This is a genomic window from Eggerthella hominis (assembly GCF_014287365.1).
In the GTDB taxonomy this organism is placed as follows: domain Bacteria; phylum Actinomycetota; class Coriobacteriia; order Coriobacteriales; family Eggerthellaceae; genus Eggerthella; species Eggerthella guodeyinii.
In genome coordinates this window covers 51,985-78,776 of sequence record NZ_JACOOA010000009.1, presented here as the reverse complement: position 1 = coordinate 78,776, position 26,792 = coordinate 51,985, and the positions used below count along the sequence as shown (strand labels likewise).

At 66.2% G+C, this 26,792-nt stretch carries 25 protein-coding genes; 8 read left to right on the top strand and 17 right to left on the bottom strand.

Going from position 1 to position 26,792, the window contains the following annotated elements; all coding sequences use genetic code 11:
• Positions 1–19: 19 nt before the first annotated feature.
• Entirely contained in the window at positions 20–631 is a 612-nt protein-coding gene (locus tag H8S61_RS15755; protein WP_186939649.1) for a cyclodeaminase/cyclohydrolase family protein, read from the bottom strand.
• 344 nt (positions 632–975) lie between these two features.
• Here H8S61_RS15755 and H8S61_RS17565 point away from each other — a divergent pair, with 344 nt between their 5' ends.
• On the top strand, positions 976–1,107 hold the full coding sequence (locus H8S61_RS17565; RefSeq protein WP_255466660.1) for a hypothetical protein: 132 nt from the start codon (positions 976–978) through the stop codon (positions 1,105–1,107).
• Positions 1,108–1,260: 153 nt separating this feature from the next.
• Here the strand turns inward: H8S61_RS17565 and H8S61_RS15750 are convergent, their stop codons facing one another.
• A complete protein-coding gene (locus H8S61_RS15750) occupies positions 1,261–2,928 on the bottom strand; it encodes a formate--tetrahydrofolate ligase (RefSeq protein WP_186939648.1) in 1,668 nt (555 codons plus the stop codon).
• A gap of 195 nt (positions 2,929–3,123) precedes the next feature.
• Complete coding sequence (locus H8S61_RS15745; RefSeq protein WP_154332393.1) at positions 3,124–3,903, bottom strand: type III pantothenate kinase; 780 nt, start codon at positions 3,901–3,903, stop codon at positions 3,124–3,126.
• A 124-nt stretch (positions 3,904–4,027) separates the two neighbouring features.
• On the opposite strand from H8S61_RS15745, the gene H8S61_RS15740 reads away from it, so the two are divergent.
• A complete protein-coding gene (locus H8S61_RS15740) occupies positions 4,028–4,723 on the top strand; it encodes a response regulator transcription factor (RefSeq protein ID WP_154332394.1) in 696 nt (231 codons plus the stop codon).
• A 110-nt stretch (positions 4,724–4,833) separates the two neighbouring features.
• Positions 4,834–5,751, top strand: a complete 918-nt coding sequence (locus H8S61_RS15735) for a sensor histidine kinase (protein WP_186939647.1) — start codon at positions 4,834–4,836, stop codon at positions 5,749–5,751.
• A 37-nt stretch (positions 5,752–5,788) separates the two neighbouring features.
• Here the strand turns inward: H8S61_RS15735 and H8S61_RS15730 are convergent, their stop codons facing one another.
• Positions 5,789–6,277 (bottom strand): HsmA family protein, encoded by a 489-nt coding sequence (locus tag H8S61_RS15730; protein ID WP_186939646.1) that lies wholly within the window; start codon positions 6,275–6,277, stop codon positions 5,789–5,791.
• Between the two features lie 193 nt (positions 6,278–6,470).
• Between H8S61_RS15730 and H8S61_RS15725 the strand changes: the two genes are divergently transcribed.
• Positions 6,471–7,040 carry a TetR/AcrR family transcriptional regulator gene (locus H8S61_RS15725; RefSeq protein WP_186939645.1) on the top strand — a complete coding sequence of 190 codons (570 nt, stop codon included), beginning with the start codon at positions 6,471–6,473 and terminating at the stop codon, positions 7,038–7,040.
• A gap of 60 nt (positions 7,041–7,100) precedes the next feature.
• Here H8S61_RS15725 and H8S61_RS15720 read toward each other — a convergent pair whose 3' ends face one another.
• From H8S61_RS15720 to rpoN, 4 genes are all read right to left on the bottom strand, one after another.
• Complete coding sequence (locus tag H8S61_RS15720) at positions 7,101–8,018, bottom strand: electron transfer flavoprotein subunit alpha/FixB family protein (protein WP_186939644.1); 918 nt, start codon at positions 8,016–8,018, stop codon at positions 7,101–7,103.
• A gap of 10 nt (positions 8,019–8,028) precedes the next feature.
• Positions 8,029–8,796 (bottom strand): putative electron transfer flavoprotein FixA, encoded by a 768-nt coding sequence (fixA, locus tag H8S61_RS15715; RefSeq protein ID WP_160941028.1) that lies wholly within the window; start codon positions 8,794–8,796, stop codon positions 8,029–8,031.
• Positions 8,797–8,898: 102 nt separating this feature from the next.
• Positions 8,899–10,818, bottom strand: a complete 1,920-nt coding sequence (locus tag H8S61_RS15710) for a sigma-54 interaction domain-containing protein (RefSeq protein ID WP_366458596.1) — start codon at positions 10,816–10,818, stop codon at positions 8,899–8,901.
• Positions 10,819–10,971: 153 nt separating this feature from the next.
• On the bottom strand, positions 10,972–12,393 hold the full coding sequence (gene rpoN / locus H8S61_RS15705) for an RNA polymerase factor sigma-54 (RefSeq protein ID WP_160941026.1): 1,422 nt from the start codon (positions 12,391–12,393) through the stop codon (positions 10,972–10,974).
• Between the two features lie 195 nt (positions 12,394–12,588).
• On the opposite strand from rpoN, the gene H8S61_RS15700 reads away from it, so the two are divergent.
• Positions 12,589–13,017, top strand: a complete 429-nt coding sequence (locus H8S61_RS15700; protein ID WP_186939642.1) for a GNAT family N-acetyltransferase — start codon at positions 12,589–12,591, stop codon at positions 13,015–13,017.
• A gap of 43 nt (positions 13,018–13,060) precedes the next feature.
• Here the strand turns inward: H8S61_RS15700 and H8S61_RS15695 are convergent, their stop codons facing one another.
• The 8 genes from H8S61_RS15695 to H8S61_RS15660 form a co-directional block, all read right to left on the bottom strand.
• Complete coding sequence (locus H8S61_RS15695; protein ID WP_160941024.1) at positions 13,061–13,858, bottom strand: TIGR03084 family metal-binding protein; 798 nt, start codon at positions 13,856–13,858, stop codon at positions 13,061–13,063.
• Between the two features lie 134 nt (positions 13,859–13,992).
• Entirely contained in the window at positions 13,993–15,168 is a 1,176-nt protein-coding gene (locus H8S61_RS15690; RefSeq protein ID WP_154332403.1) for an acyl-CoA dehydrogenase, read from the bottom strand.
• A 1-nt stretch (position 15,169) separates the two neighbouring features.
• Positions 15,170–17,785, bottom strand: coding sequence for an AMP-binding protein (locus H8S61_RS15685; protein WP_186939641.1), 2,616 nt, complete (start codon positions 17,783–17,785; stop codon positions 15,170–15,172).
• 21 nt (positions 17,786–17,806) lie between these two features.
• The gene (locus tag H8S61_RS15680) at positions 17,807–18,640 is read right to left on the bottom strand and encodes an enoyl-CoA hydratase/isomerase family protein (protein ID WP_255466658.1); all 834 of its coding nucleotides are present in this window, start codon (positions 18,638–18,640) and stop codon (positions 17,807–17,809) included.
• A 23-nt stretch (positions 18,641–18,663) separates the two neighbouring features.
• Positions 18,664–20,760 carry an oxidoreductase gene (locus H8S61_RS15675; RefSeq protein WP_186939639.1) on the bottom strand — a complete coding sequence of 699 codons (2,097 nt, stop codon included), beginning with the start codon at positions 20,758–20,760 and terminating at the stop codon, positions 18,664–18,666.
• Positions 20,761–20,785: 25 nt separating this feature from the next.
• Positions 20,786–21,073: a ferredoxin family protein gene (locus H8S61_RS15670; protein WP_366458593.1), complete on the bottom strand. Its 288-nt coding sequence runs from the start codon at positions 21,071–21,073 to the stop codon at positions 20,786–20,788.
• Positions 21,070–22,362 carry an FAD-dependent oxidoreductase gene (locus H8S61_RS15665; protein ID WP_186939638.1) on the bottom strand — a complete coding sequence of 431 codons (1,293 nt, stop codon included), beginning with the start codon at positions 22,360–22,362 and terminating at the stop codon, positions 21,070–21,072. Before H8S61_RS15665 ends, H8S61_RS15670 begins: the two co-directional genes overlap by 4 nt.
• Positions 22,363–22,396: 34 nt before the next feature.
• Entirely contained in the window at positions 22,397–23,665 is a 1,269-nt protein-coding gene (locus H8S61_RS15660) for an MFS transporter (RefSeq protein ID WP_186939637.1), read from the bottom strand.
• A 304-nt stretch (positions 23,666–23,969) separates the two neighbouring features.
• Between H8S61_RS15660 and H8S61_RS15655 the strand changes: the two genes are divergently transcribed.
• Both H8S61_RS15655 and H8S61_RS15650 read left to right on the top strand, forming a co-directional pair.
• Positions 23,970–24,248, top strand: coding sequence for a type II toxin-antitoxin system prevent-host-death family antitoxin (locus H8S61_RS15655; RefSeq protein ID WP_160941018.1), 279 nt, complete (start codon positions 23,970–23,972; stop codon positions 24,246–24,248).
• A complete protein-coding gene (locus H8S61_RS15650; RefSeq protein ID WP_186939636.1) occupies positions 24,248–24,574 on the top strand; it encodes a hypothetical protein in 327 nt (108 codons plus the stop codon). Before H8S61_RS15655 ends, H8S61_RS15650 begins: the two co-directional genes overlap by 1 nt.
• Before the next feature lie 76 nt (positions 24,575–24,650).
• Here the strand turns inward: H8S61_RS15650 and H8S61_RS15645 are convergent, their stop codons facing one another.
• Positions 24,651–25,892, bottom strand: coding sequence for a CaiB/BaiF CoA transferase family protein (locus H8S61_RS15645; protein ID WP_160941016.1), 1,242 nt, complete (start codon positions 25,890–25,892; stop codon positions 24,651–24,653).
• A 131-nt stretch (positions 25,893–26,023) separates the two neighbouring features.
• On the opposite strand from H8S61_RS15645, the gene H8S61_RS15640 reads away from it, so the two are divergent.
• Positions 26,024–26,785, top strand: a complete 762-nt coding sequence (locus H8S61_RS15640; protein ID WP_186939635.1) for an Hsp70 family protein — start codon at positions 26,024–26,026, stop codon at positions 26,783–26,785.
• Positions 26,786–26,792: the final 7 nt, after the last annotated feature.

The window sequence follows — 26,792 nt, the reverse complement described above, 5'->3', positions numbered from 1 at the left end:
AGCCATGAAACTGGCGATGTTACCGTATCGCGTCCATCGTATATGCGAGAATTCCGTCGGCGCGCACGTTTGCCTCGGCGATGAGCGCATCGGCTTCGGCGCGATAGCCGTCGGCGCGGTTCTCGTCGTCCATCGAGGCCGCGTTGATGTACACGTTCATGCTGGCGGCCACCAGCGCAGCGCGCGCCAGCACCGCCGCCGCGCCCGCGTCCGACACGGCCAGCTTGCTGCCGTTGCGTGCGAGGAAGTCGGCGTAGTCGATGACCTCGGCGCACGCGCGCATGATAGCCAGCGGCACGTCGCACGCAGGTCCCAGCGCCAGCTGCAGCGCCGCCTGCTTCGCCGCCGCCTCCTCGGGCGTGGCCTTCGGCATGCGGTACGACGCGGCCAACGGCTCGAACGCCCGCGCGTCCGACTCGATGAGCGCAAGCAGCTTGGCGCGCACGCCCTCGAGGTCGCGCAACGCGTCCTGCACCTCGTCCTCCACGGCCGCATACGTCTTCTTGCCCGTCGTCAAGTTGCCCACCATGGACGCGAGCGCGGAAGCAACCGCCCCCACGTACGCCGAGGCACCGCCGCCGCCCGGCGTGGGGGCGGCCGAAGCCAGCTCGTCGATAAAAGTCGTGTCCAAGAAGGTCCTCCTTGTCGCGTCGCGCACTCGAAACATAGCCCCATGATACGACAATCCACTGCGCAGGGAGATCAGCGCGCGGCCGACGGCCGCATCCTCCTCAATTTCCCCGTGCGATTCCAGCAGAATCCTCATGCGATTCTCACGCGAATCCATCGGATTTTGCACGCGAGTCCAGCGCGGAACCGATGCGGTTCCAACGCGGATCAAGCGCGGTTCCAACGTCAATTCTACGCATATGAACAGGACTTTTGATGCTTCACACAATCGTTCGCAAGGAGTACAATGGCCGCACCGACGGTGTCCGCATTCGGGTGGCGCTTCTTGCGAAAGGGGCAAAACCTATGAACATCGTTTTTGAAATCCTTAACGCTTACGCAGCGGTGGCCACGATCGCGAGCTTTCTCCGCGACCTGTGGACGGACTATATGAAATGCGGACGAAGCAGGGAGGGAACCGGGGAGAAGCTGAAATAGCAAAGCCCGGGAATAATCCCGGGCTCCCACATTAACCTGCGCCGCCCGAACTGGACCGTGAACCGACTAAAACTCACATCCTGGGCACCGCCGGTAGTCGTAGTATACGACAGAAGGCCCCCCGGGTTCAAGGGAAACCGGGGGCCTTCGCGCTTAGAACAATCCCGATATCTTGCCGGTTTCGTCGACGTCGATGCGCTCGGCGGCGGGCACCTTGGGCAGGCCGGGCATCGTCATGATGTCGCCCGTTAACGCCACGACGAACCCGGCGCCGGCCGACACTTTCGCGTTGCGCACCGTGATGCGGAAGTCGCGCGGCGCGCCGAGCTTCTTCGCGTCGTCGGAGAAGCTGTACTGCGTCTTCGCCATGCACACCGGCATGCCGCCGAAACCAAGCTTCTCCAGCTTCGCCAGCTCGGTCAGCGCCTTCGGCTCGAAGTCCACGCCGTCGGCATGGTACACGCGCGTGGCGATGGCCTCGATCTTCTCGGCCAGCGACAGGTCGTCCTCGTAGGCGAACTGGAAGTCGTTCGGCTCTTCGCACAGGCGCACCACTTCGTCGGCCAGCGCGAGGCCGCCCTCGCCGCCCTTGGCCCACACCTCGGACAGGGCCACGTTCACGCCCAGGTCGCGGCACTTCTGCTCCACCAGCGCCAGCTCGGCCTCGGTGTCGGTCGGGAAGCGGTTGATGGCCACGACGCACGGCAGCTGGTACACCTTCGTGATGTTCTCCACATGCTGCAGCAGGTTCGGCAGCCCCGCCTCGAGCGCTTCGAGGTTCTCGTCGTTGAGGTCAGCCTTCGCCACGCCGCCATGGTTCTTGAGCGCGCGCACCGTGGCGACCACGACCACCGCGTCGGGGCGCAGGCCCGCGAGGCGGCACTTGATGTCGAGGAACTTCTCCGCGCCCAGGTCGGCACCGAAGCCGGCCTCCGTCACGCAGTAGTCGCCCAGCGCCATGGCCATGCGGGTGGCCATGATGGAGTTGCAGCCGTGCGCGATGTTGGCGAAGGGGCCGCCGTGCACGAACGCCGGCGTGCCCTCGAGCGTCTGCACGAGGTTCGGCTTGAGGGCGTCCTTCAGCAGCGCCGCCATCGCGCCCTGCGCGTTGAGGTCGCCGGCCGTGACGGGCTGGTCGTCGCGCGTGTAGCCCACGACGATGCGGGCCAGGCGCTCTTTGAGGTCGGTGATGGAGGTGGACAGGCAGAAGATGGCCATGATCTCGCTGGCCACCGTGATGTCGAAGCCGTCCTCGCGCGGCACGCCGTGCGCCTTGCCGCCCATGCCGTCGACCACGTTGCGCAGCTGGCGGTCGTTCATGTCCACCACGCGCTTCCACGTGATCTTGCGCACGTCGATGCCCAGCTCGTTGCCCTGCTGGATGTGGTTGTCCAGCATGGCGGCCAGCAGGTTGTTGGCCGCACCGATGGCATGGAAATCGCCCGTGAAGTGCAGGTTGATATCCTCCATGGGGATGACCTGGGCGTATCCGCCGCCAGCAGCGCCGCCCTTCACGCCGAACACGGGGCCCAGGCTGGGCTCGCGCAGCGCGACGACGATGTTCTTGCCCTGGCGAGCCAGGGCGTCGGACAGGCCCACGGTCGTGGTGGTCTTGCCCTCGCCAGCGGGCGTCGGGTTGATAGCCGTGACCAAGATGAGCTTCCCCGGCGTGTGCTCCTCATCGGTGAGCAGGTTGTAGTCCACCTTCGCCTTGTTCGTGCCGTACAGTTCGAGGTACGACTCCGGCACGCCCGCCTTCTCGGCGATCGCGCTGATGGGCAGAGGTTTCGTCGCCTGGGCAATTTCAATGTCGCTCAACACGTCGGGCCCTTCCTTTCTTTTCGCCTGCTCGTCACAGGCGGCGTGGCTTTCCCAATAGCAGCATTCTAGCTGCTCGGCGCGTCGGGGACGAGAATCATTCCCCAAGAGCGCAATAAAGCCAGCGTTGCGGCAACGCGCCCTTGGAGCAGGTGCATCGCAGAGCCAGGGAACCCGTTCGCGCCCATCGATCCGCGCTCAGCGGCCCGCCCCCTCCTGGGCCTCGTAGACGAGGCGCAGGCCCTCGAGGGTCAGCTCGGGGTTGATGGCGGTGATGGTCTGCGACTGGGCCGCGACGCGCGACGCGAGGCCGCCCGTCGCCACCACGGGCGTCTCGTAGCCCAGCTGGGCGAAGATGCGGCGGATGATGCCGTCCACGCGGTCGGCCTCGCCGTACACGATGCCGGCCTGGATGGCCTCCTCGGTGTTGTGCCCGATGGCGGTGCCCGGATCGACGAGGTCGATGGCGCCCAGCTTCGTGGCGTGCGAGAACAACGCAGAAGCCGACGTTTCCACGCCCGGCGCGATGACGCCGCCGATGAAGCGGCCGTCCGCGTCGATGACCTCCATGTTGGTTGCCGTGCCGAAATCCACCACGATCACGGGCGACCCGTACAGCGCCTTCGCGGCCACGGCGTCGGCCACGCGGTCGGCGCCGATCTCGTGCGGGTTGGGGTAGTCGGCCTCGAACAACGCCCCCGCCGTCTCGGCCGAGCACACGAGCGCCTCCTCGCCGATCATGCGGTGCGCCGCCGAGCACCACGCCATCGTGAGCGCCGGAACCACCGAGGCCAACGCCACACCGTGGATGTCGTCGAGCGCGAGGCCTTCGGACGCCAACAGCGGCACGAGTTTCACGCGAAGTTCGTCCGAAGTATGGCTCTTATTCGTGGCCACGCGCCACCGGTATTGCAGGCTTCTGTCCTGGTAGATCCCGACTACCGTTTGAGTATTCCCCACGTCGATGGCAAGTAACATGTTCCTGACAGTCTCCCTCGGTTGCGGCCCGAATGCTTATAGTTGCTCTCGACATTATAACAACCCGCCCACGCGCATCTGTCAGGCACCGGCAACGGGAGTCCATCTGATAGAAAGGCAACACATGAACGACACTCCGCACCGCATCCTCGTTGTTGACGACGAGCCCTCCATCACCGAATTCGTCAGCTACGCCCTCAAGAAGGAGGGCTTCTTCACCGACGTCGTGGACAACGGCGAAGACGCGCTGGCGCTTGCCACGAAGAACTCGTACGACCTGTTCGTGCTCGACATCATGCTTCCCGGCATGGACGGCTACGAGCTGTGCCGCCGCCTGCGTTCGAAGACCACCGTTCCCGTCCTTTTCCTGTCGGCTCGCGACACCGAGCTGGACAAGGTCGTGGGCCTCGAAATCGGTGGCGACGACTACCTGGCGAAGCCCTTCGGCGTTCGCGAGCTCATCGCGCGCGTGCGCGCTCTGCTGCGTCGCGGCTCGGGCGGCGATTTCCCCGGCGCGAACCACGCCGTCACCGCCAGCGGCATCACGCTGGACGAGGATGCCCACACCGCTTCGGGCGCCAACGGCGAGATCGACCTCACGCCGCGCGAGTTCGAGCTGCTTGCCAGCCTCATGAAGAACGCCGGCAAGGTGGTTTCGCGCGAGGATCTGCTGCGCGACGCCTGGGGTTGGGAATACTTGACGGAAACCAAGACCGTCGACACCCACATCAAGCGTCTGCGTGATAAGATTGAGTCTGCCGGGTACGATCCCGGCTTGGTGGAAACGGTTCGCGGCTACGGATATAGGTTCAGGCAATAAAAAGACTGCAAACATACTTCTCGCTGCTGGCAACCCTGCTTTCGCTTCTCGCCGGCGCGGTACTGCTCCTCATTTGCTTCCTCGCCTTCGACCTTCCGTCGAAGGCGTTTTTGCTGCTTGTTCCCGTCGGCCTCGTGGTGTTCACGTTCAGCTTGATCATCGGCCACTTCATATCCGAACCGCTGCGCTTGCTGGCGAAGAAGACCGCCGCGTACCGCTCGGGCGCCGACGTGCCGTTCGAGCCGGACGGTCGCCTGTACGAAGCCGACGAGCTGGCCACCGACTTCAAGGCGCTCGCGCAAACCATGAAGACGCAGCAGCACGACCTGGTGCTGAAGGAGCGCCGCCAGGCGGCGTTCATCAGCGACGTGGCCCACGAGCTGCGCACCCCGCTCACCGCCATCCGCGGCAACGCCGAGATGCTGGAAGACCCCGACCTGCCGCCTGAGCTGCACGAGAAGTTCTGCTCCATCATCATCAACGAGAGCGAGCGCCTGAGCCGCCTCACCCACGACCTGCTGACGCTGCAGCGCCTCGACGACGCGGCGATGCCCATGGAGCTGTCGCGCGTGAACCTGCGCGAGCTGTCCACGGGCGTGCTCGACGCGCTCGAGCCCATCCTGCGCGACCGCCACGCGAACACCGAGATCATCGGCGAGGCCCCCGACGTGCTGGGCGACCCCGACCGCCTCAAGCAGGCCGTGACGAACCTCGTGGAGAACGCGAGCCGCTTCATCGAGCCCGACGGCCACATCACCATCGAGCTGTTCGGCCTCAAGGGCAACTCCATCCTCGCCGTCAAGGACGACGGCACCGGATTCGGCGACATCGACCCGCAGCTGCTGTTCGACCGCTTCTACCGCACCGATGCCTCGCGCAGCCGCGGCACGGGCGGCACGGGCCTCGGGCTGGCCATCGTGAAGTCGGTGGTGGAGGCGCACGACGGCACGGTGGAAGCCATCAACCTGCCCGACGGGGGCGCGTGCTTCATCATCGCGCTGCCGTCCATCCTGCCCGGCGAGCGCTGAGGCTACCGGGCCGCTCCGGGCGGCGGCGCGCCCGCTGCTAGCGAGCTCCCTGCGCGTGGCCCTTCTTGCCGCGGAACAGCGCGAACGCGAGCACCGCAACCACGACCACGCTCGTGCCGATGGCGCACACCGCCTGCAGATGGATCATCGGGATGCCCACGAGCATGCCGATGATGTACGGGACGAGCCATGCCAGCCACACGAACGTGCTGAACGTATGGAAGCGCTCCATGCCGCGCTCGTTGCGACGCACGTACGTGACGGTTGCCCAGGTGGCGTGCACGAGCATGAGCGCGATGGCGATGGCGCCGGTAGCCGCATGGATGCCGAAGCCGCCCGCCGCCGATTGCTGCGCCATGTTCGTCATGATCATCGTGCCGGTGGTGTCGCACACGAGGCCGCCCCAGAACAGCAGCACATGACGCAGGGACAGCGTCCCCGAACGGCGTTCTCCGAACACTCCCACGGTATACAGCACCAGCGCGCAGGTGATGGCGATGCTCGCCACGATCAATTCCATACTCATAAGGCGCTCCTTTCCTTCATCTTTTATGAACGATGTTCATTAATGAACGAGGTTCATGTTAAGGAGCGAACGGGGGGAATGCAATACCGCGCACCCGTCGCCCACCGTTTCTTCACGAGCGGGGAGGCGCGTCTTCCTCTACAATGAGGGGCATCCTGTTCGAACCACGAACTTCCGCACGCGGGAGGTGCGCATGGGCAACAAACCCATCATCAGCAAGCAGCAGATCCTCGACACCGCCTTCGCGCTGGCCAGCGAATCGGGCTTGGCGGGCCTCAGCATCCGCGACGTCGCGCGCGCCTGCAACGTGGCCGTGGGCACGGTGTACAACTCCTACCCCACCAAGAACGACCTCGTCAACGACGTGGTGGGCCGGTTCTGGAACGAGGCGCTGGCCGACCGCATGCCGCATGCCGTGGCCGGCGACGACTTCATCTGCTTCTGCCAGGAGCTTGCTCGGCAGCTGTCGGAAGCGCTCGCGAAGTTCCGCGACGACTGGCTCACCGAGATCGCGGCGCTCGACGCGCAGGGCCTTGCCGCTGCGCGCAAGCGCGAGGAAGCGTGCTTCGCGCACATCCGCCGCGGCCTCGTGGTGGCGCTCGAGCGCGATCCGCGCGTGGCGCGCGATCGCCTGCACGACGCGCTGGCCCCCGAGCCGCTGTGCGCGTTCGTGTGGGACAGCATGCTGTCGTCCATCAAGCACGGCGATCCGAGCTGCCGAACCCTGTTCGCCCTGCTCCGCAGCACAGTGTACGAGGCCTGAAACGACCGCGAGGCCCCGGAAATCCGGGGCCTCGCTTCGCATCATGCGCGCTGCGGATGATTACAGGGCCTCAAGCGCGGGAAGCACCTTCTCGAGGTCGGCCACGAGGCCGAGATCGCACTGCTTCATGAGCGGGGCGTTCTTATCCTTGTTGACGGCCACCACGAACTGGGATTCGGCCATGCCCACCGTATGCTGCACCTGGCCCGACACGCCCAGCCCCACGTACACGTCAGGCTTGACGGTTGCACCGGAAACGCCCAGGTAGCGGCTATGCGCCATCCACCCCTCGCCTTCGGCGATGGGGCGCGAGCAAGCCATCTCGCCGCCGATGCGCGCCGCGAACCGCTGCGCCACGCCCAGGTTCTGCTCGCTCTGGATGCCGCGGCCCACGCACACCACCACCTTCGCGGAGCCGAGGTCGACCACTTCCTCCTGCTTCTCCTGGCGCCCGACCAGCTTGATGGGACCCGGTTCGATCGACGCCGCCGCACGCTCCACCGTACCGGGAGCCGGTGCCGCGTCGATCTCGAACACGCCCGAGCCCACGAGCACGAGCGCCGCGCCGCGCGCTCGCTCGACGCGCTCGGCCGCGCCGCCGTACGCCATATGCGCCACCTCGACGCCCGCGTCGTCGAGCGCCACGCGCGACGCGTCGGTGACCACCGGCACGCCCAACCGCACGGCGAGGCGACCCGCCACGCACTGCGTGCGCTTCGACATGCGCACCAGCACCAGCGCCGGCTGCTCAGCCTCGAGGATCTCCTGGAATGCGGGGACGCAGTCTTCGTACAGCGCGCCTTCGGGGACGGCCCCGACGCGAATCACCCGCGCGCCCCAGGCAGCGATGCGCTCCGCATCGGCCTCGTCGCCTGCCCACAACGCCACCGGGCTGCCGCCCAGCGCCCGCGCTCCGCTGCACAGTTCCTCGTAGGGCTCAACCGCATCGGCGAACACCGCGATCGTCTTATTGCTCATGGAAGCCTCCTTACAGCCGCTCGCGCACGCGCGCCACGAATGCCTGAACCGTCTCGTCGTCATCGCCCTCGAGGATCTCGCACGCGCGATCGCGCTGCTCGGGCGCAAGCGTGCTCACCACCTCGATGGCCTCGTCGGCGCCGGCGAAGCCCACGTCCTCGAGCGAAAGCACGCGCGAGGGCTTCTTCCCCGCGCCCAGGATGTCCTTCATGGAGGGGATGCGCGGCGTGTTCATGTCGGCGACCACCGACAGCACGGCCGGGAGCGGCACGTCCAGGCGCTCCACCACGGTGCCGACGGTGCGCTCGACGTGCGCCACGTCGCCGTCGAGCTCGATGGAGCTGACGGCGTTGATGACGGGCAGGCCCAGCACCTCGCCCAGCTGCACGCCCACCTGCTGCGCGTAGCGGTCGGCCGACCCCTCGCCGCACAGCACGAGGTCCACGTCGCCCAGCTGCTTGACGGCCGCCGCAAGCACCTGCGCCGTCGTGGTCGATGCGGCCTCGGGCAGCGACGCGTCCTTCACCGCCACGTTCTCCTGCGGGCCGCGCGCGAGGATGGCCTTCTTCAGCTTCGTGTCCTCCACGGCGTCGCCGCCGGCGGTGAGGCACACGAGCGACGCCCCGTGCGCGGCCGCCAGCTGCGCGCCGGCTTCCACGGCGTTCAGGTCGTAATCGCCGATCTTGAGCGCAGCGCGCTCGAACGACAGCGTGCGGTCGGCCTGCACGACCACGTCCTGCTCGTCGGGCACGATCTTGTAGCACACAACGATGTTCATGAATCACTCCTTTTGCGTATCGGGAATGCGGTTCCGTGCATTCGGAAAGCAAAAAGCGTGCCAGCCTGTCGCGGCTGCCCTCCGTCCGGAAGGAAGCCGTCCCTAGAACGTATCGTCGATGCTTTCGAGCACCACGCGAACGCGCAGGTGGAGACGGTTGAGCAACTCGGCCAGCTCGTCGTGCGTGAGGTTGAGCTGGCGCCCCACCGCCGCAAGGTCGCCTTCGTACTGCGCGAGGAGCGCCTGCACGAGCTGGCGCTCCTCGGACGTCGCGTCGTCCTCCACGCCTTCCCGCATCGCGCCCGCGCTCTGCTGCATGGCCGCGGCAACGTGGGCGACCGGGCCGTCCGGCATCGTGTTCGCCGCGTTCGCGATGTGCGGCGGCAGCGAATCGAGGGTGACGTTGGCGCCTTGGCCCTGCATGATCAGGCAGCGCTCCACGATGTTGCGCAACTCGCGCACGTTGCCCGGCCAACTGTAGGCCTGCAACGCCTCGATGGTGTCGGCGGGAAAGGGCGTGCACGGCACCTCGAGCACCGAGGAAAGCTGCCCGTTGAAGTAGTCCACGAGCGGCGGGATGTCGGCGGCGCGCCGTCGCAGCTGGGGCAGGCGAATCTCCACGAGGCTCAGACGGTAGTACAGATCGCTGCGGAACTTCTTCTCGGCGATGAGGCGCTCGATGTTCTGGTTCGTCGCGGCGATCACGCGCACGTCCAGCGTCTTCGCCGTGTTCGATCCCAGCTTCGTGACGCTCTGCTCCTGCAGCACGCGCAGCAGGCTCACCTGCATGTCCACCGGCATCTCGCCGATCTCGTCGAGGAACAGCGTGCCGCCGTCGGCGTACTCGAACTTGCCCACCGCGCCCGTCTCGCGCGCGCCGGTGAACGCGCCGCCCTCGTAGCCGAACAGCTCGGTGGCCAGCAGGTCGCGCGGCATGGCGCCGCAGTTGATGGCCACGAACTCGCCGGCACGCCCGCTGCGGCGGTGCAACGCGCGCGCCACCACCTCCTTGCCCGTGCCCGTCTCGCCCAGCAGCAGCACGTTCGTCTTGATGGGAGCCACCTTCTGCACCATGCGGTCGATCTTCTTCCACTCCTCCGTCTCGCCGATGTAGTCGACCTTGTCGCCCGTGGGCATGACCGCGGCGTCGCTGCGGCGACCGGTCGCGCGCTTGGCGTTGCGCTCGGCTTCGCCGCCGTCCTCGAACACGAGCATGACGAACGGCTCCTGGCCGTCGATGTCCACCACGCCGCGCCGCACGAGGCTGAGCTCCTGCACGGCGCGCGAGCGGCCCTTCTTGAACGGCAGGGGCAGCGGCGCCTCCAGCTTCTCGGGAAGGTCGAGCACGTCCTGGGCGGTGAAGCCCTTGCCCAGATAGGCGCTCAGCGATTGCGACCCGTAGGAGTACTGCTGCCAATCGGGACAGTACGGCCGCATGCCCGCGTTGCCGCCCAGGATGCGGCCGCTTTGGTCGATGAGGAGCACCGGATGCTCGAACGCCAGCATGAGCGGCTTGAAGAAGTCCACGGTGGACAGCAGCGCGCCGGCCTTCGCGTGCGCGCGGTACAGGTCGTTCGTCAGCGACACGCCGATGCGGCACAGCTCCAAGGCGCTCTGGGGAAGCACGGCGAAGGGGCTGTTGATGTTGAGCGCGCCGTAGTACTTCCCCGCCGCGTCGAGGTAGGGCACCGACACGCCCGAGTACGTCTGGACGATGGCGCGGTAGTGCTCGAACCCGTCGACGCGCACCGGGCGCTTCTCGTACGCCACCACGGTGGCGTTGCCCGTGCCCACCTCCTCTTCGCGCGTGAACGTGCCGAACGTGCGCGGATAGGTTGCCAGGGGCGACATGAGCTCGAACACGAAGTTCTCGCCGTCCATGAGCGACACGTTGCACCCCAGCATCATCTCGAGGAACTTCATGACCGGCGCGGTCGCCCTGAGCGAGGCGGCGAAACGCGCCCGCTTCTCCTCGAGCAACGGGACGTTCTGATCGACGAAATCGCTCGACCATGGGTTCACGCCTGCCGCGCGGCACCGAATCCATGAGCGAGCTATTTCGGGGCGAACCTTGTCCTCGAGGATCGTTCCGGTGCTGACAAACGTTTTCCAGGCCTCTATCGCGTGTTCTTTTCGATATACCACGTACGCTCCCCTCCGTCTCGATTGAGAACCTTACCGTCTTCGCTGCGACTGCCGCCCGATGCCGAGCGCTTCCCGATACTTCGCCACGGTGCGGCGCTTGATGTCCACGCCCTCGCCGTTCAGGATGGTGGTGATGGTCGCATCGCTCAGGGGCTTGCGGCGGTCCTCCTGTGCGACGAGATCCTTGATGCGGTCCTTGATGGCCAGCGACGACAGCGCGTGGCGACGCTCCTCCGCCGAGCAGGCAACCGAGCTCGAGAAGAAGTGCTTGAGCGGGTACACGCCCCAGGGGGTGAGCACGTGTTTGTCCTGCACCGTGCGGCTGATGGTGGACACGTGCACGCCCAGCGCGTCGGCGGCCTGCTGCATGGTGAGCGGGCGCATGCGTGCATCGCCTCCGATGAAGAAGTCGTACTGCGCCTCCGCCAGGTACACGCCGAAGCGGTGGAGCGTCTGGCGGCGCTGGTCGATGTTGGCCAGCGCCGCATCGGCCTCGGCGCGTTTCTGGCCCAGCCACTCGCGCGCCTCGCCGTCCATGCGGCCCTGCGCGGCCATGCGATCGTAGGTTCCGTTGAGCACGAGCGTCTCCGACAGCTGGCCGGTCACGCGCACCGAGAACCCCGTCCCGTCGGGCATGATGGTCACGTCGGGCACGACGTACACCGTCCCCTTGCGCTGCGAGAACGACGAGCCGGGACGCGGGTCGAGCGTGCAGATGATATCGCGGATGGCCGAGAGGTCGTCGACGCTGACATGGTACGCGCGCGTGAGCTTCGTCGTGCGATTCTCGGCGAGATCTTCCAGGCTGTTCTGCAGCATCGCGCGAATCACCGGCGCATAGGGGACGTCGTCGTCGAGCTGCAGCATGAGGCACTCGGCCAGGTCGCGCGCGCCCACGCCGCGCGGCGTCAGCGTTTGCACGAGCGCGAGCAGCCGCTGGCCGTCGTCCGTCGAGCAGCCCGCCTCCGCGCACACCGCGGGCATGCTGCCCGAGAAGTACCCGTCGTCGTCGATGTTCTCGATGAGGGCGTCCAGCACGAGACGGTCCCGCTCGCTGGCGCATGCTCCCGTCAGCTGCATGCGCAGGTGGCTCTGCAGCGTCTCGGTCTCGGAGCACTCGTCGCGCAGGCGCGCGAGATCGAACCCGTGCGCATCCCAGGCGATGGAGGCGGGACGCGCGTAGGCGCTCTCGGCGTCCTCGTCGGCGCCGCCGGAAGCGCGGTCGTCGTCTTCTTCGGGAATCTCCTCGAACGACAGGGAGGCGTGATCGTAATCGAAATCGAGCAGGGGATTGCGCTCCACCAGATCGCGCACGTAGGCATCGAGGCGCGTGACGGGCAGCGACAGCACCTCGAGCCCCTGGATGGCCGCAGGCGCCAATCGCTGCTTCGTGCGCAACGATACCTCGGAACGCGCTTCCATGCGAACGGCTTGGCTCGGGTACTCCGGCATGCAACCCCCTTGGTACGGCACGCTGGGGCCGTTCCCCTCGGCCAGCGCGTAGTTTTACCGACAAGCGGTGTCAATGCACCCATTTTAAGATGATTCCGTGAAATTTTCAACTAAATATGAGATATTATAAACTTTAGCACGATTTTTGCTAATTACTTCACTAATCTATGGATAAAGCTCAGGAAGGACCCCTTCATGACGTGCGATCCATGCACCCTCACCATTCGCGAAGCAACCGAGCACGACGGCGACACCATCGCGCGCCTGGCCGAGGATGCCGGCATGGGCACGCTCACCCCGCGCGGAACGTCGTACGTCGCGCTGAGCGAGGGGCGCATCGTCGGCTTCATCCGCATCGTCGAAGCCGAGGGCAGCTGGTACATCAGCCCCATCGTGGTCGATCCGCAGGCGCGGCGGCTGGGCGTCGGACGCACCCTCATGGAGGACGCGCGGGCGCGCTACGGAGCGCTGCTGTTCGTCGCGCGCGGCCCGGCGGTCCCCTTCTACACGGCGCTCGGATGCGAGCAGGTGGCGCGCGAGCACATTTCGCCCGACCTCGGCGAGGACTGCGACACGTGCCCCGATTTCGCCACCTGCTCCCCCGTCCCCATGATCTACCGCTGAAGGCCCCAAGGGGGACCGGCGCCTTCGGGGACCTTCCCTGCGCCTACCGCGGGTTCTTCGCTTCCGGGGCCGGATCGGCGGGGCCGGCGTAGGTTTGCACGATGCCGGCGTAGGTGCGCGCCTCGTCGCCGACCACCTCGAGGTCGGTGTCCATCCAGTTGCGGCGGCGGATGGCCACGAGCGCCCAGTCCTTCGCCGAGCCCTTGATGTAGTTCTGGTCGTTCGGCTCGCCCTTCGCCCACAGCTCGCCCGACGGCAGCGTCAGCTCGAGGTACAGGGGAATCTCGGGGTTGAACGCGAGGCCGTTCACGTTGTACATGTTCGGACGGCCCTGCCACGAGAGGAACAGCGTGGAGGTGATGCGCTCTTTCACCACGGGGTCGATGCCCAGCGCGTCGTAGAGGTCCACGCTGTGCGCCCATAGCTCCATGAGGCGCGCCGACGCGAGCGAGCGCACGGACATGGGCGGGATGCCGGCGGCCCACGGCACGCGGCCCTTGGGGCCCAGCTCCATGAAGGCGGCCGTCATAAGGGTGCGCTGTTCGCGCCACCAGTTCAGGATATCGGCGCCGCTCTGGTCGCGGAACGCCATCACATGGTAGTGCTCGTCCTGTTCGGACGCGGCGTCGGCCACGGCGTTCACGCTCTCGCCGCGCCCGGCCAGCAGCTCGACCGCGCAGTAGTCGAAGAACGCGATGTGGCAGATGACGTCCTTGAACGTCCAGGTGGTGCAGTACGACGCCATACGGTTCCAGTCGTCCTCGGTGAAGTCGGCAACGAGCGAATCAACCAGGGATTGCTCCGCAACGAGGTCGTCGACGGGATTGAAGATTTGGGGCATGATGAAGTCCTTTCTCGGTGGTTTGTGCACGCGCTCCATGCGCCCGCGAACCTCCTGCGGGAACGGTGCGTCGCGCGGCGGACGCAACCCGCGCATCCCGAAGGCCGATCCGCCGCGCACGAAAGCCAGACGACCTACTCCTGAAATTGCTTCTGGATGGCTCGTCCGGCGATGTGGATCATGATCTCGTCGGTTCCGGCCCCGATACGGTAGACGCGCTGGTCGCGCCAGAGACGCGAGATGCGGCAGTCCTTCGTGTAGCCGATGCCGCCCATCACCTGCAGCGCGGTGTCGCACACCTCGAAGGCGGCGCGGCCGCAGTACAGCTTCGCCACGGCGGAGTCGATCTGCACCGACTCGCCGTTGTCGATCTTCCACGCCGTCTTGTACACCCAGTTGCGCATGTTCTCGATCTTCAGGTACATGTCGGTGATGTGCTCCTGGATGAGCTGGTTGCGCCCGATGGGCTTGCCGAACTGGATGCGCTGGGTGGCGTAGCGCGTGGCGTCCTCGAACGCGCACTCGGCAGCGCCCAGCGATTGGGCGCACGCCAGCAAGCGCTCCACCTCGAAGTTCACCATGGCCTGCATGAAGCCGTTGCCCTCGACGCCCACGAGGTCCTTCTCCTCGAGCTCCACGTCCTGCATGTGCAGCTCGCAGGTGTTGCCCATGTTCCAGCCGATCTTCTCGAGCGGCTCGATGGAGATGCCGGGGGTCAGGTTGCCCTCGTCGTCGCGCAGCGGCACCCACCACATGGAGAAGCGCGAGCGGTTGGCGCGCTCCTCGGGGTCGTCGTCGGCATCGCGAGCCACGCACAGCATGTACTTCGAATTCACGGCGTTCGTCATGAACGACTTGCTGCCGTTGAGGTACACCTTGCCGTCGCGACGCTGGTAGGTGCTGGCCAGCGCAGAGCTGTCGCTGCCCGCGCCCGGCTCGGTGAAGCCCAGCACGAATCCGGGGCGTCCCGCCATAACCTCGGCGAAGCACTGCTCCTGCTGCTCGGGCGTGCCGTACTCGGTCATGTCCTTGAGCGCGCACAGGTTGCCGTACACGTAGATGGGCGCGCCGTTCTTGCACACGCGCTCGGCCACCAGCATGAGCGTGGTCACGTCGACGGGGGTGCCGCCGAACTCCTCGTCCACGCCCAACATCTGGAAGCCGTTCTCCAGCAGCGCGTCGGTGAACTCGTGCGGCCATTCATGCTTCTCGTCGCACTCCTTCATGTACTGCTCGGTGCAGTAGCGCTCCATCAGCTCGTCGAGGCTCTCAAGCAGAAGCTGCTGCTCGTCGGTCAAACTGAAATCCATCTCATCGTTCCTTTCCTTCGGTTCTCCGTACGTAGTGCCCCATGAAATACCGGTACGCATCCCCCGCGCGCTCCCTGCGCACCCGCCCTTCGCCCCTGAGGTGGTCGAGGTGGGCCAGCGTTTCGCACACGATGATCCACCGCTGGATGATGGGGATCTCCTCCCAGGTGTCATGCGGAATGTTCCACGTGATGGACTTAGCAAGTTCCGTGCCAGTCATGCCGGGAACCTCGTCGATTCGCGTGAGAATCTCGTCGAGCCGTTGCTGGTGATGCTGGCGCAGCCACGCGATGCGCGCGGGCATGGCTTCGGCCTGCCGCTGCGGATCGACGAAGCCGTGGCCCATGCAGGCGAACGCCACCGGCAGCTGCGCCACCTTGTCCAGGCTGCGCAGGTAGTCTCCCAGGGAATCCGCCTCGTCGGGGAACGGCGCCATGTTGGGCGAGCTGTTCATCAGCACGTGGTCGCCGTAGAACATGATCTTCTGATCGGGCAGGTACAGGCATTGGTGCCCCGGCGTGTGCCCGGGCGTGTCCACGGCCCGCATCCGATAGCCGCCGTAGCGCACCTCGTCCCCGTCGGCCAGGTTCACGAAGCTCTCGGGCATGGGCCATTCCACGCGCGGGATGAGGCTGGCATCGGTGCGCTCAAGCTCGTCCAACTCATCCGGCGGGAAGCCCTCGCGCGCCAGCCGCGCCTTCACCGTGCCGCGATACGAGCGCGCGCCCCGCCCGCGGAACACCTCCTCGTCGCGTGCGCTCAGGTACACGCGCGTGTCCTCGTGCGCAAGCGCCGCGACCAGCCCCAGGTGGTCGATGTGGAAGTGCGTAGCGAACACGTCGGTGCGCGCCATGTCCACGTGCAGATCCTGCAACGCCGAACGCAGCACCTCGTAGGACGCCTCATGGCTCACACCGGTGTCCACCAGCAGGTTGCGCTCGTCGGTGACGATGAGGTAGGCGTTCGTGTAACCGATGGGCGTGCCGCCCGAGTACGGCACCTGGATGAGGTAGATGTCGGGGTCGCTGCACAGCTTCTCGTGGTGACGCGGCGCGGCCTGTTCCTTGCGCTCGTCGAAGTACGCGACGACGTCGAGCTTCCGCACCTTGCCCGCACCATCGCGTCCCAGGTCGTCCATGAACACGACGTAGCGCGGCTTCTTGTAGCTGGCGATGTAGCCCTTGCAGTGCGTCTGCACCTCGGCGGCCGTGAGGTTCGAGCCCGCACGCGGCTGGATGACGGCCGCCACGGCCTCCCCCATCACCGGGTCGCTCGTGCCGAACACGACGCAATCCTCCACATCGGGATGCGTGCGCAGCACGTTCTCCACCTCGGCGACGAACACGTTCTCGCCGCCCGACTTGATCATGTCCTTCTTGCGCGACCGCACGTAGTAGTACCCCTCCGCGTCACGCATCATGAGGTCGCCCGTGCGCAGCCAGCCGTCGGGCGTGAACGCCTCGTCGGTGAGGTCGCGCTGCCCGTAGTAGCCGCGCATCACCGACGCCGAGCGGAACAGCGCTTCGCCCACCTCGCCGTCGGGCACCTCGCGGCCGGCCTCGTCCACCACCTTCATCTCCACGTGCTTCATCGGCCGCCCCACGCTCTCCAGCAGGGGCGAGCCGGCCTCGAGCATCGCGCGCGTGATCTTCAGACTGCTGCCCGCGCCGCTTTCCGACTGGCCCCAGCCGTAGTTGAGCACCGCGTTGGGGAACTTGTCGTAGATGGCCTGGATGATGGGCTTCGTGGTGGCCCCGGCGGCGCTCTGCACGAGGCGCACCGAGCTGAGGTCGCACTGGTCGATGGTGGGGCACCGCAGCAGGCGCAGGTACGTGGTGGGCGGCAGCAGAATCATGTACGTCACCCGGTAGAACTCGATGAAGTGGAGGATCTGCTCGGCGTTGAACGCCTCGCAGATGACCAGCGTCGCCCCGGCCGCGAACGTGATGGTGAACCAGCTGTGGCCGCCGTGGTGCTCGAGCGGGCACTGGATGAGCACCACGTTGTCGGGGTCGTCGCCAATGCCGTTCGAGTCCATGATGGCATCGAGCTCCACGAGGTCGGCGGCATGGGTGCGCGCGGCCCCCTTCGGCAGGCCCGTGGAGCCGCCCGTGTACTGGATGCGCGACAGGGCATCCGGGTCGCGGAACAGCGGGGGCTCGGCAGTGCCGTGGCCGGCGCACGCCCGCTCCAGCTCCAGCGTGCCATCCACCTCCCCGCCTGCGCTGACGAGCGCCACGTCGGCCGAAAACGCGCGCGCCGCCTCGGCCACCGCCGCAGCGAACTGGTGGGCGAACACGAGCACCTCGGCCCCGCTCGCGTTCACCAGATAGCCGATCTCGCGCGGGATGAGCTTGTAGTTCAAAGGCACGGCCACCGCTCCGAGCTTCTGGATGGCGTAGTACACCTCCAGAAGCTCGGGGCAGTTCGGCAGCAGGTAGGCCACGCGATCGCCCGGCCGTACGCCCAGGTCGCCGGCGAGCATGCCCGCCATCTGGTTGATGCGGTCGTTCATGGCGCCGTAGGTGATCTCGCGTCCGTCGAACACGACGGCCGTTTTATCGGGATGCGCCTGCACGCTTGCCAGGAACGGTTCCGCTACGTTGCACTGTGCCATATCGTCTCACCTTCGCAGGGTTCAGCGGGCAAATTTCTCCATGGTGGCGGCGTACGCCTTCGTCGTCGTGCAAAACGGCGACGCCGTCGATTCGGCTTCCAGGCACGCTTCCAGATTGCCGTCGGCAAGCCCGTTCATGATGTTCTTCGTCAGCTGGATGGACGCGTCGGGCATCCCCGCCAGCTGGCGCGCGAACCAGAGCGTGTCGGCTTCCAGGGTTTCGGCCGGGAACAGCCGGTTCACTACGCCCCAGTCGTACAGCTGGAGCGCGGGGATCTTGCCGCCGAAGAACAGCAGCTCCTTGGCGCGCTGCGGACCCACCAGATCGGGCAGCAACTTCATCATGCCCATCTCGGGCACGATGCCGATCTGGCAGAACGCCGGCACGAACTGCGCGCGCTCGGACGCGCACACGAGGTCGGACGCGCACACGAGCGCGAATGCGCCGCCCACGGCGTAGCCGTCCACCATCGCGATCACCGGCTTCGCCATCGTGCGGATCGTGCGGATCACGGCCAGGTACCGACGCAGCGTCTTGCGCGCGCCCTCGGGGCCGGGCTCGAGCGCGGGGCCCTGATCGAGGTCCCCGCCGCTCGAGAAGTCGGTCCCCGCGCCGCGCAGCACCACCACGCGCACGCCGTCGTCGACGTCCGCCGCGCGCAGCAGCCCGTCGAGCTTGCTCATCATCTCGCCGGACAGGGCGTTCTTCTTGCGCGGCTGGTTCAGGTAGACGACCTCGATGCCCCCTTCGAGCCGCTCGGCGTACACGACGTCGTGCGCGGAGGCGCACGCAGAAGATCCGTCGGCTCCGGCGGCTTCGCCGCCTTCGCTCGGGATGACAGGTTGTTCGGTCATAGCACTCACTCGCGTTTCCTCTCCTACAGCGCGCATGCCGCGCGATAGCCCATCTTGGTTGCGTCGGCGATGCGCCCCGGCGTCTCGCAGTCGCCCACGAGGTACACCTCGTTCACGAGCGGCTTACATGCCTCGCCCAGATCGTGGTTCTCGGCAAGGCCCAGCGTGATGGCCACGGTCTTGGCGGGGATGAACAGCTCCTTGTCGCCCTCCGGCGTGGTCTGCACGGCCTTCACGCCCTCCTCGGTGATGGCCGTAACGCGCGTGAGCGGGTACATCTCGACGTTCTCGGCCTTCTTGAAACCGCTGATCAGCCCGAAGCGGTCCGAACCGCCCACGTCGAAGCCCACCTTCTTGCGCTCCTCGACGATGGCGGTGGTGCGGCCCGTCTCCATGCACAGGTGGCCGAACTCGCAGCCCGGCAGGCCGCCGCCGATGATGGCGACGCTGCGGCCGATGGGCCACGGCGACTTCTCGGTCATCGTGCGCGCGAACGACGGCGTGTAGTACATGCTGAGGAACAGCGATCCCGCGCCCCACATGAAGCTGTTGAGCGCGCCCTTCTTCCCCGCAGGCTTGTGGCCGTTGATCATCTCGAGGAAATCGTGCGACGACACGACGTTCTTGCCGTCGGCGCCCGGCACGTCCAGCCCCACGGGCTTGCCGCCCACGGCCACAATGGCCGCGTCGGGCTTGGCCTGCCGCACCGTCTCGGGCGTGACCTTCGTCTTGAGGTGCACGGTGATCTCGGGATGCTGCTTCACCTGCGTGAGGAGGTAGTCCAGGTAGCGTTCGTGGTAGGGGCTGAAGATGCTGCTCATCTTCACGCATCCGCCGAGGCGCGGGCCTTCCTCGTACAGGTCCACGGCATGGCCGCGCTGCGCCGCCGTCAGCGCCGCGTTGATGCCGGCCGGCCCCGAGCCCACCACCATCACCTTCTTGGCGCTCTGCGCCGGCGGAAACGCCTCGTGGTCGAGCTCCTCGCCCAAGCGCGGGTTCACGCCGCAGTTGTTGAGCGGTTTGCCCTGGCTCACCACGTCGTCCAGGCAGCGGCAGCACACGATGCACAGGCGCATGTCGCAGGTGCGGTCCTCCATTACCTTGCGGGGCAGCGCCGGGTCGGCGATGCTGTAGCGCAGCCCGGCCACCACGTCCATCTTGCCGTCCTGCAGGTTCCGCTCCATCACGCGCGGATCGGTGTTGCGGTATCCCTGCGCCACCGGCTTCTTCGCCACGGTCTTGATCTGCTGGGAGATGAACGTCCAGTGGCCGTCCTCGATGACCTTCGTGGTGAGCGGCTCGCTGGTCTCGTGCCAGCCCACGGCCAGATCGTGCAGGTCGCAGCCCGCTTCTTCCAGCATCGGCGCGATGCGCAGCGCCTCCTCCATGGACAGGCCCGGGCCCGCGGGGCTCTTGATGAAGTCGACGGGCGACCAGCGCACCACGATGGGGAACTCCGGCCCCACCGCTTCGCGCACGCCGCGGATCACCTCAAGCGTCAGCTTCACGCGGTTCTCCAGGCTGCCGCCGTATTCGTCGGTGCGGTTGTTGGTGGCGAGCGCCATGAAGCGCGACAGGATGCCGCCCACGCCGGCCATGACCTCGATGGCGTCGAAGCCGGCCGCCTTGCACACGCGCGCCGCGTTGAAGAACTGCTGCTTGAACGCCTCGATCTGCTCGAGCGTCATGGCGCGGAAGCCGCCCATGAACTTGAGGATGGCGATATCGGACGGGCCGTAGGGGCCCTCCGGCGTCTCGGCGTCGGGCTTCCAATCGTGTACGTAGTACGGCTGCGCGCAGATGAGGCCGCCGTGCTTGTGCACCGGCTCGACCAGGTAGCGCTGCAGGTCGGGAATGCAGCTTTCGTCGTAGCAGCTGGGCAGTTCGTGGATGTGGTCGGGGTCGATCTCGTTGCGCTTCCACGGGCAGATGGTTTGGATGATGAGGGCCGTCTGCCCTTCGGCCCGTTCCTCCAGGTAGTTCGCCAAACGCTGCGTGGGACGGTTGTCCTTCGTCACGTAGCCCGCGCCCGGCGACATGGACGTGGTGATCATGCGGTTCTTCAAGGTGACGCCGTTCACCTGCAACGGCGATCCCAGGATGGGGTACTGCGTGCTCATAGTCTCAAGTCCTCTCTCGGTGTTCCTAACCCAGGCGAAATTCCACGCCCATGCCGCCGCGCGGGTAGTTCCACGACGTGACCACCGTGCCCTTGGCGGCCACGAGGCACGTGCCGCACTCCAGGCATCCGGCGTAGTCGAAGCTCAAGTTTCCCTGCTCGTCGATCACGTACAGGCCCGCCGGGCACAGCTTCGCCAATCGTTCGATGTCGTTCCTGCTGGCCGCCTTGTCCACTTCGATGTGGGCGCACTCCTCGTCCACGTGGAACTTGTCAGCGGCAAGCTTCTCCTCAACCGTCATCTGCTGGATCACAGCGCCTTCAACCCCTTTCGCGCATCGTTCGCCAGGGCCATGAGGCCCACGCCCTTCGCGGCCGCCAGGGCCTTCTTCGTCAACTTCTTCGGCGGCGCTCCGTCCACGCGGAACATGCCCAGCATGAGGTCCTCCAACATGACGGGGTACTCGGTGAACATGCGCCGCGTCTGCTCCATGAAGGAGGGGAAGCCGCGATAGAACCTCAGATCCTGCATCACGAAGCTCTCGTCGAGCAGCGTGCGGTACACGCCCAGGCTGGCGGCGCCGTAGTCGTCGGCTTCGCGCGCCTTGAGGATGGCCTCGGCCGCCAAGCGTCCCGATTCGATGGCGAAGTCCATGCCGCGCACGCAGTAGCCGGTGTTCAGCCCGAAGCCCGCGGCGTCGCCCGCGATGAGCACCCCGTCGCGCACGAGCTCGGGGACGGCGGCGATACCGCCCTCGAGGATCATGCGGCCCGTGTATTCGCGCAGGGTGCCGCCCTCGATGAGCGGCGCCACCACGGGATGGCGCTCCAGGCGCTTGAGCATCTCGGGCACCGAGGTGTCGCTGTGGTCGATGTCGCCGATGGTGGTGACCACGCCCAGCGAGATGCTGTCGCGGTTCGTGTACAGGAAGCCGCCGCCGATGTGCCCGTCGGTGCACGACCCGTCGAACAGCCAGGCGCAGCCCTCGCCCGGCGCGCAGCCGAAGCGATCCGACACCGTTTTCTCGTCCAGCTGGATGACCTCTTTGGCCGACACCGCCATGGCGTGCGGGTCGAGCGGCGCGACCATGCCCAGCTTCTGGCCCAGCAGCGACACCGCGCCGTCGGCCAGCAGCACCACCTTCGCCTCCATGTCGTCCTCGCCCGCATGCACGCCGCACACGCGGCCGTCGCGCACAATGAGGTCGTCCACGCGGATCTCGTTGACGAACAGCGCGCCCTCGTTCTCCGCTTGCTCGGCCAACCACTGGTCGAACGAGGCGCGCAGCACCGCGTACGAAGCGCACACCGGCGCGCCTAGAGACGTGCTCGCGAAGTCCATCGTGGTGGCGCTGTCGTCGGTGAGGAACGACAGGCGCTCGCGCGTGATCAGCCGCTCCACCGGCGCGGATGCCGCGAAGCCCGGTATGAGCTTTTCAAGGCTGTGACCGTACAGGCGGCCGCCCGTCATGTTCTTGGAGCCGCTGAACGGGCCGCGCTCCACCACGACCACCTCCACGCCGGCCTTCGCCAACGCGTACGCCGCCGCGCAGCCGGCCAGGCCGCCGCCGACGATCATGACATCGAATACTTCTTCATCCACCGGGTCGTTCTCCTCTTTCTCTCGATTGCGCGATTTACCGATCGCTGCGCTTCCACGACTTCTGGGACAGCGCAAGCGTGATGGGAACCAGGACGACGGCCAGCACGTACAGGGCGATGACCAGGATGAAGCACAGGTCGAACGAGCCCGTCGTGTCGTAGATCATGCCGTACACCAAGAACGACACGGCCGTTGCGATGAAGATGCCCGTGGACACCCAGGAGTAGATTTGCGAGTAGTTGAGCGAGCCGAAAGCCGCGCGCGCCAGCATGGGAGCGATGACCGTGAGGCCCGCGTAGCCGCCGCCGAACACCACCATGCCCGCGTAGAACAGGGCCACGTTCTCGCCGGCGATGTAGGCGAGCAGGATGCCGATGGCGCCGCACGACGCGGCGATAATGCCCGTGTACTTGACGCCGATCTTGTCGTTGAGCGCGCCCAGCAGCAGCTTGAACACCACGCCGCCCACCATGATGATGGACACGGCCATGGCGCCCGCGCTCGCGCCCAGCGCGCCGTGCGCGGCGAACGCGGGGATCTGCTGGAAGAACGCGGCGCACATGACGAAGATGCAGGCCACGAGAATGAGCAGGTAGAGGCCGGGCGACTTGATGGCCTGCGCCACCGTGGCGCCCTCGTCGGCCTCGGGGGCCGCGGCGAGCTTGTCGTCGGACGCGTCCTTCTCGCCCGCGCCGAACGGCAGCAGCCCCATCACCGACGGGCTCTTGCGCACGAACGCCACCGTCAGCACCACCGACAGCACCGTGGTTACGATGGACAGCGCGGCGCGCGCCGTCTGCCAGCCGAACTGGTTGATCAGCTCTTGCCCCACCGGGCTGGCCACGGCGGCCAGGATGGACAGCACCGCCGCCGTGATGCTGATGGCCAAACCGGCGCTCTTCTTGAACCAGGCGTTGATCAGGACGGGGGCCGCGAGGTACATGTAGAACGCCGACGTCACGCCGTACACGACGCCGTAGAGGTTCCACTGCCACAGCTCGGTGGCGTAGGCGCTCGCCCACGACGCCAGGCCGAAGGCCGCCGACACCGCGGCGAGGATCCAGCGCGGGTTGTACTTCTCCATCAGCTTGCCGGCGATCGGCGCGCACACGGCCGCGACGAGCGGCTGGATGGTACGGTACATGGTGGTGTCGGTTTGCGTCCAACCGAACTGGTCCATCACCGGAGCGACAAAAATACCCGAGGTGTTGCCGACGATGCCCGTCGGAATCGAATAGAAGCCGATGCACCCGATAACGACGAGCCAAGCCCACACGGCTCCTTTGGTACGTGCAGTGCCCATGTCCTCATCTCCTTGTCTCAAAATCCCCTGAAACTTCCGATGGAGAACAGAAAGCAAATACCGTGCCAAGTTGGAATGGGACGGGGGCGGGACAAGAGAGAGAGGGGGGGGGAGGCGGGGACGATGTCTCGTTCGGAATGCTATTCGGCGAAGCGGGGGGACGGGGAATGAGACATCGTCCCCGCCCCCCTGTCTCGCCCTATCTCATTCCGGCATGCTGTTTGCGTAAGATTCCGATATCAAATCAGATAATTATCAGATAACCTGGTAGAATGAATCGAGACAAACATGACAGGAGGCTGGTATGACGGTGATTACAAAAACCACAACTGACCTGCAACGCAACATCGGCGAGGTCTCGGCCCTGTGCCGCGAAACACGTCAACCCATCTACATCACGCGCAACGGCGGCGTCGATCTCGTTGTCATGGATGCGCAGGCATTCGACGAGGCCATGGAGCTGCGTGATTTGGCTTACAAACGCGAAATGCGCACGTTGGAGGGGATCAAGCAAGGCCGCGATGAGATTCGGCGAGGTCTCGGCAGGCCCTATCGCGAAGTGCGCGAAGAATTGGGCCTTTGATGGACGAGCTGCACGAGGAGAACGGGCCGGAAACCTACGAGGTGATCATATCCCCTACGGCCCTTGAGGCGATAAGCACCATTGCCTCAAGGGCCGATAGGGCGAGAATCGACAAGGTCCTCTCCATTCTCGACACCGTCCCCGGAATCGGACGCACGTACGATCCCGTATACGAAGCCGCGAGACCCAAGGAGCCGGTAATGGTAGCCTACGCTGGACACTACAGCATCTATTATGAAGTGTCCGACGATCGCGGCGAGGTGCATATCTACTATATCGAGGATCAGCGTCGCGACCCCTTATCCCGATTCAGCGCTCGACCCTGAGACGTCAAACCCGTCTCTTCCAGTATTCCCGGAATGACGGGGCGAGACATACGTCGCGCCCCGTCCCCCTATCACATTACCCGAAGGGGCCGTTCTCCTTCTTGAGGAGCTGCTCGTCGTAGAGGCTGGCGACGTCGTCGGGCGTGGCGCCCAGCTCTTCGAGGATGTCCTCGTTGTCGGCGCCCACGAGCGGCATGCCGCGCCAAATCTGACCGGGGTTGTTCTTCATGCGGGGCACCACGTTCACCCCGCGGATGGATTCGTCGTCGTAGGAGTTCTTCCACGACGTGAAGCTTTCGCGCGCCTGGTAGTGGGGATCCTGCTCGGCCATCTCAAAGGTGTAGATGCGGCTGCACGGAACGCCCGCATCCAGCATGATGCGCTCGGCCTCCTCGGCGGTGTGCGACCCGAAGAACGCCTCCATCGCCTCCTCCAGTACGTTACCGGCCTCGCTGCCGAACGAGATGACCGGCGTGCCTTCGGGGAACAGCTCGCTGCCGTACTCCAAACCGAACACGGGCAGTGCGGCGCGCACCACGCCGGGACCCAGGATGAGCGTGTAGATGGGCACGCCGTCCTGGCAGATGTAGGTGCCGTAGCCGGCGCTCGACGTGCTGTGCGACCCCTCGCGCACGGGCAGCGCGCCCGTGTTCAGGTAGTTCAGCGCATAGAAGCCCTCGCAGCGCAGCATGGCCTCGTACTGGGCAACGTCCACGCTGTCGCCCTTGCCGGTTCGCTGCGCGTTGATGTAGCCGGCCAGCGCGCCGATGCTGGCCATGAAGCCCGCGTAGTAGTCCGACACCTGGGGAAACGCGAGCACCGGCAGACGATCGGGATAGCCGTTCATCTCCATGAAGCAGCCGTAGGCCTGGCCGATGCCGTCGAACGAGGCGCGCGACACGTACGCCGGATCGCCCGTCTGACCGAAGCCCGAGATGTGCGCGATGGTCAGCTTCGGGTTGACCTCCCACAACGCTTCGTCGGTCATGCCCCACTTCGCCATCTGGCCGCCGCGGAAGCCGTCCACGAGGATGTCCGCCTGCTTGAGCAGCTCGAAGAACCAGGCGCGGCCCGCGCCGTCCTTCACGTTCATGCACAGCGAGCGCGTGTTGCGTCGCTCCATCTGCGTGCCCCACCCCTGCAACGCCTGATTGGTGGGACGCGAGGTGTCGCGGCCGCGCGGGCTTTCCACGCCGATGACCTCGGCGCCCAGGTCGGCCAGCAGGCTGCAGGCGAACGGGCCCGCGATGGCCATGGTGAGGTTGACCACCTTCACCCCTTGCAGCGGGCCGAACTTCGGGCAATCTTGAGCTTTCATACGGTTCCTCCTTCTCGACGTTGCCACCCAGGAGAGCGGCTGCGAAATCCACTGCAAAATTGATGCCAACATGGCATGATTTTTGCGATGATCGAGGCAAGGGATACCCGATCGATGCAGGAGGAGCGACTATGGCGAGCAAGGCTTCCGACCTCTATCAGAATATGGTTCGCGTCGACGAGCCCGAGGCGCGCATACAGGTGGAGCTGCCCGACGGCCTGCTGCCTCTGGCCCTCAACGTGGAGCTGCCGGGCGGCTACGTGTCCGAGGTGGTCCCGAGCGACGTGCGCGTGCCCCATACGGCGTCCACGATGTTTTCCACGGCCGACTCGTTCCAGATGGCCGCGGAGTTCCACGTCCTCATGGGGAACCGCCCGCTCGCGCGCGACGGCATCGAGCTGTGCCGCATCCGAGTGCGCAACATCAAGTGGAGCGGCGCGGGCGTGCCCCAGATCGAGCTGCGGTTCGAGCTGGACGCGACGGGCGTCTTGACCGTGTCGGCCGCGAACCTGGACCGGAGCAACGCGGAGATCGTCGTGTTCACCGCCGGAGACGTCGTCACCCAGAGCGACATCCAGCAGGCCTTGGCCGACGCGCGCGAGCACGAGGCGGCCGACCGGGCCACCCGCGACCTCATCCAGAAGATGCTCGAGTGCTACGCGTTCATCGGGGCGACGAACGACTACTACAGCGCGGCGAAGAAGAAGATGAGCCACGGCGCGAAAAGCACGTACAAGCAAACCCGCAAGCGCCTCGAGAAAGCGCTGAGTGTGGATGTTGCCGACGCGACCGACGACACGGTGGCCGAGCTGCGCGCCGCCGAAGCCGCCTTCCGCGCACAGCGTCAGCAGATCCTCCCCCTCTACAAGCAAGTGATGGACTGGTACCGGTAACGAAGGG

Excerpts from the sequence above, each read along its gene's own strand:
- H8S61_RS15640 (WP_186939635.1), top strand. The coding sequence starts at position 26,024 with ATGGCGAGCAAGGCTTCCGACCTCTATCAGAATATGGTTCGCGTCGAC.
- H8S61_RS15690 (WP_154332403.1), bottom strand. The coding sequence starts at position 15,168 with ATGGATTTCAGTTTGACCGACGAGCAGCAGCTTCTGCTTGAGAGCCTC.
- H8S61_RS15655 (WP_160941018.1), top strand. The coding sequence starts at position 23,970 with ATGACGGTGATTACAAAAACCACAACTGACCTGCAACGCAACATCGGC.
- H8S61_RS15700 (WP_186939642.1), top strand. The coding sequence starts at position 12,589 with ATGACGTGCGATCCATGCACCCTCACCATTCGCGAAGCAACCGAGCAC.
- H8S61_RS15645 (WP_160941016.1), bottom strand. The coding sequence starts at position 25,892 with ATGAAAGCTCAAGATTGCCCGAAGTTCGGCCCGCTGCAAGGGGTGAAG.
- H8S61_RS15675 (WP_186939639.1), bottom strand. The coding sequence starts at position 20,760 with ATGAGCACGCAGTACCCCATCCTGGGATCGCCGTTGCAGGTGAACGGC.
- H8S61_RS15695 (WP_160941024.1), bottom strand. The coding sequence starts at position 13,858 with ATGCCCCAAATCTTCAATCCCGTCGACGACCTCGTTGCGGAGCAATCC.
- H8S61_RS15725 (WP_186939645.1), top strand. The coding sequence starts at position 6,471 with ATGGGCAACAAACCCATCATCAGCAAGCAGCAGATCCTCGACACCGCC.
- rpoN (WP_160941026.1), bottom strand. The coding sequence starts at position 12,393 with ATGCCGGAGTACCCGAGCCAAGCCGTTCGCATGGAAGCGCGTTCCGAG.
- H8S61_RS17565 (WP_255466660.1), top strand. The coding sequence starts at position 976 with ATGAACATCGTTTTTGAAATCCTTAACGCTTACGCAGCGGTGGCCACG.
- H8S61_RS15745 (WP_154332393.1), bottom strand. The coding sequence starts at position 3,903 with ATGTTACTTGCCATCGACGTGGGGAATACTCAAACGGTAGTCGGGATC.
- H8S61_RS15720 (WP_186939644.1), bottom strand. The coding sequence starts at position 8,018 with ATGAGCAATAAGACGATCGCGGTGTTCGCCGATGCGGTTGAGCCCTAC.
- fixA (WP_160941028.1), bottom strand. The coding sequence starts at position 8,796 with ATGAACATCGTTGTGTGCTACAAGATCGTGCCCGACGAGCAGGACGTG.
- H8S61_RS15650 (WP_186939636.1), top strand. The coding sequence starts at position 24,248 with ATGGACGAGCTGCACGAGGAGAACGGGCCGGAAACCTACGAGGTGATC.
- H8S61_RS15685 (WP_186939641.1), bottom strand. The coding sequence starts at position 17,785 with ATGGCACAGTGCAACGTAGCGGAACCGTTCCTGGCAAGCGTGCAGGCG.
- H8S61_RS15660 (WP_186939637.1), bottom strand. The coding sequence starts at position 23,665 with ATGGGCACTGCACGTACCAAAGGAGCCGTGTGGGCTTGGCTCGTCGTT.
- H8S61_RS15730 (WP_186939646.1), bottom strand. The coding sequence starts at position 6,277 with ATGAGTATGGAATTGATCGTGGCGAGCATCGCCATCACCTGCGCGCTG.
- H8S61_RS15680 (WP_255466658.1), bottom strand. The coding sequence starts at position 18,640 with ATGACCGAACAACCTGTCATCCCGAGCGAAGGCGGCGAAGCCGCCGGA.
- H8S61_RS15740 (WP_154332394.1), top strand. The coding sequence starts at position 4,028 with ATGAACGACACTCCGCACCGCATCCTCGTTGTTGACGACGAGCCCTCC.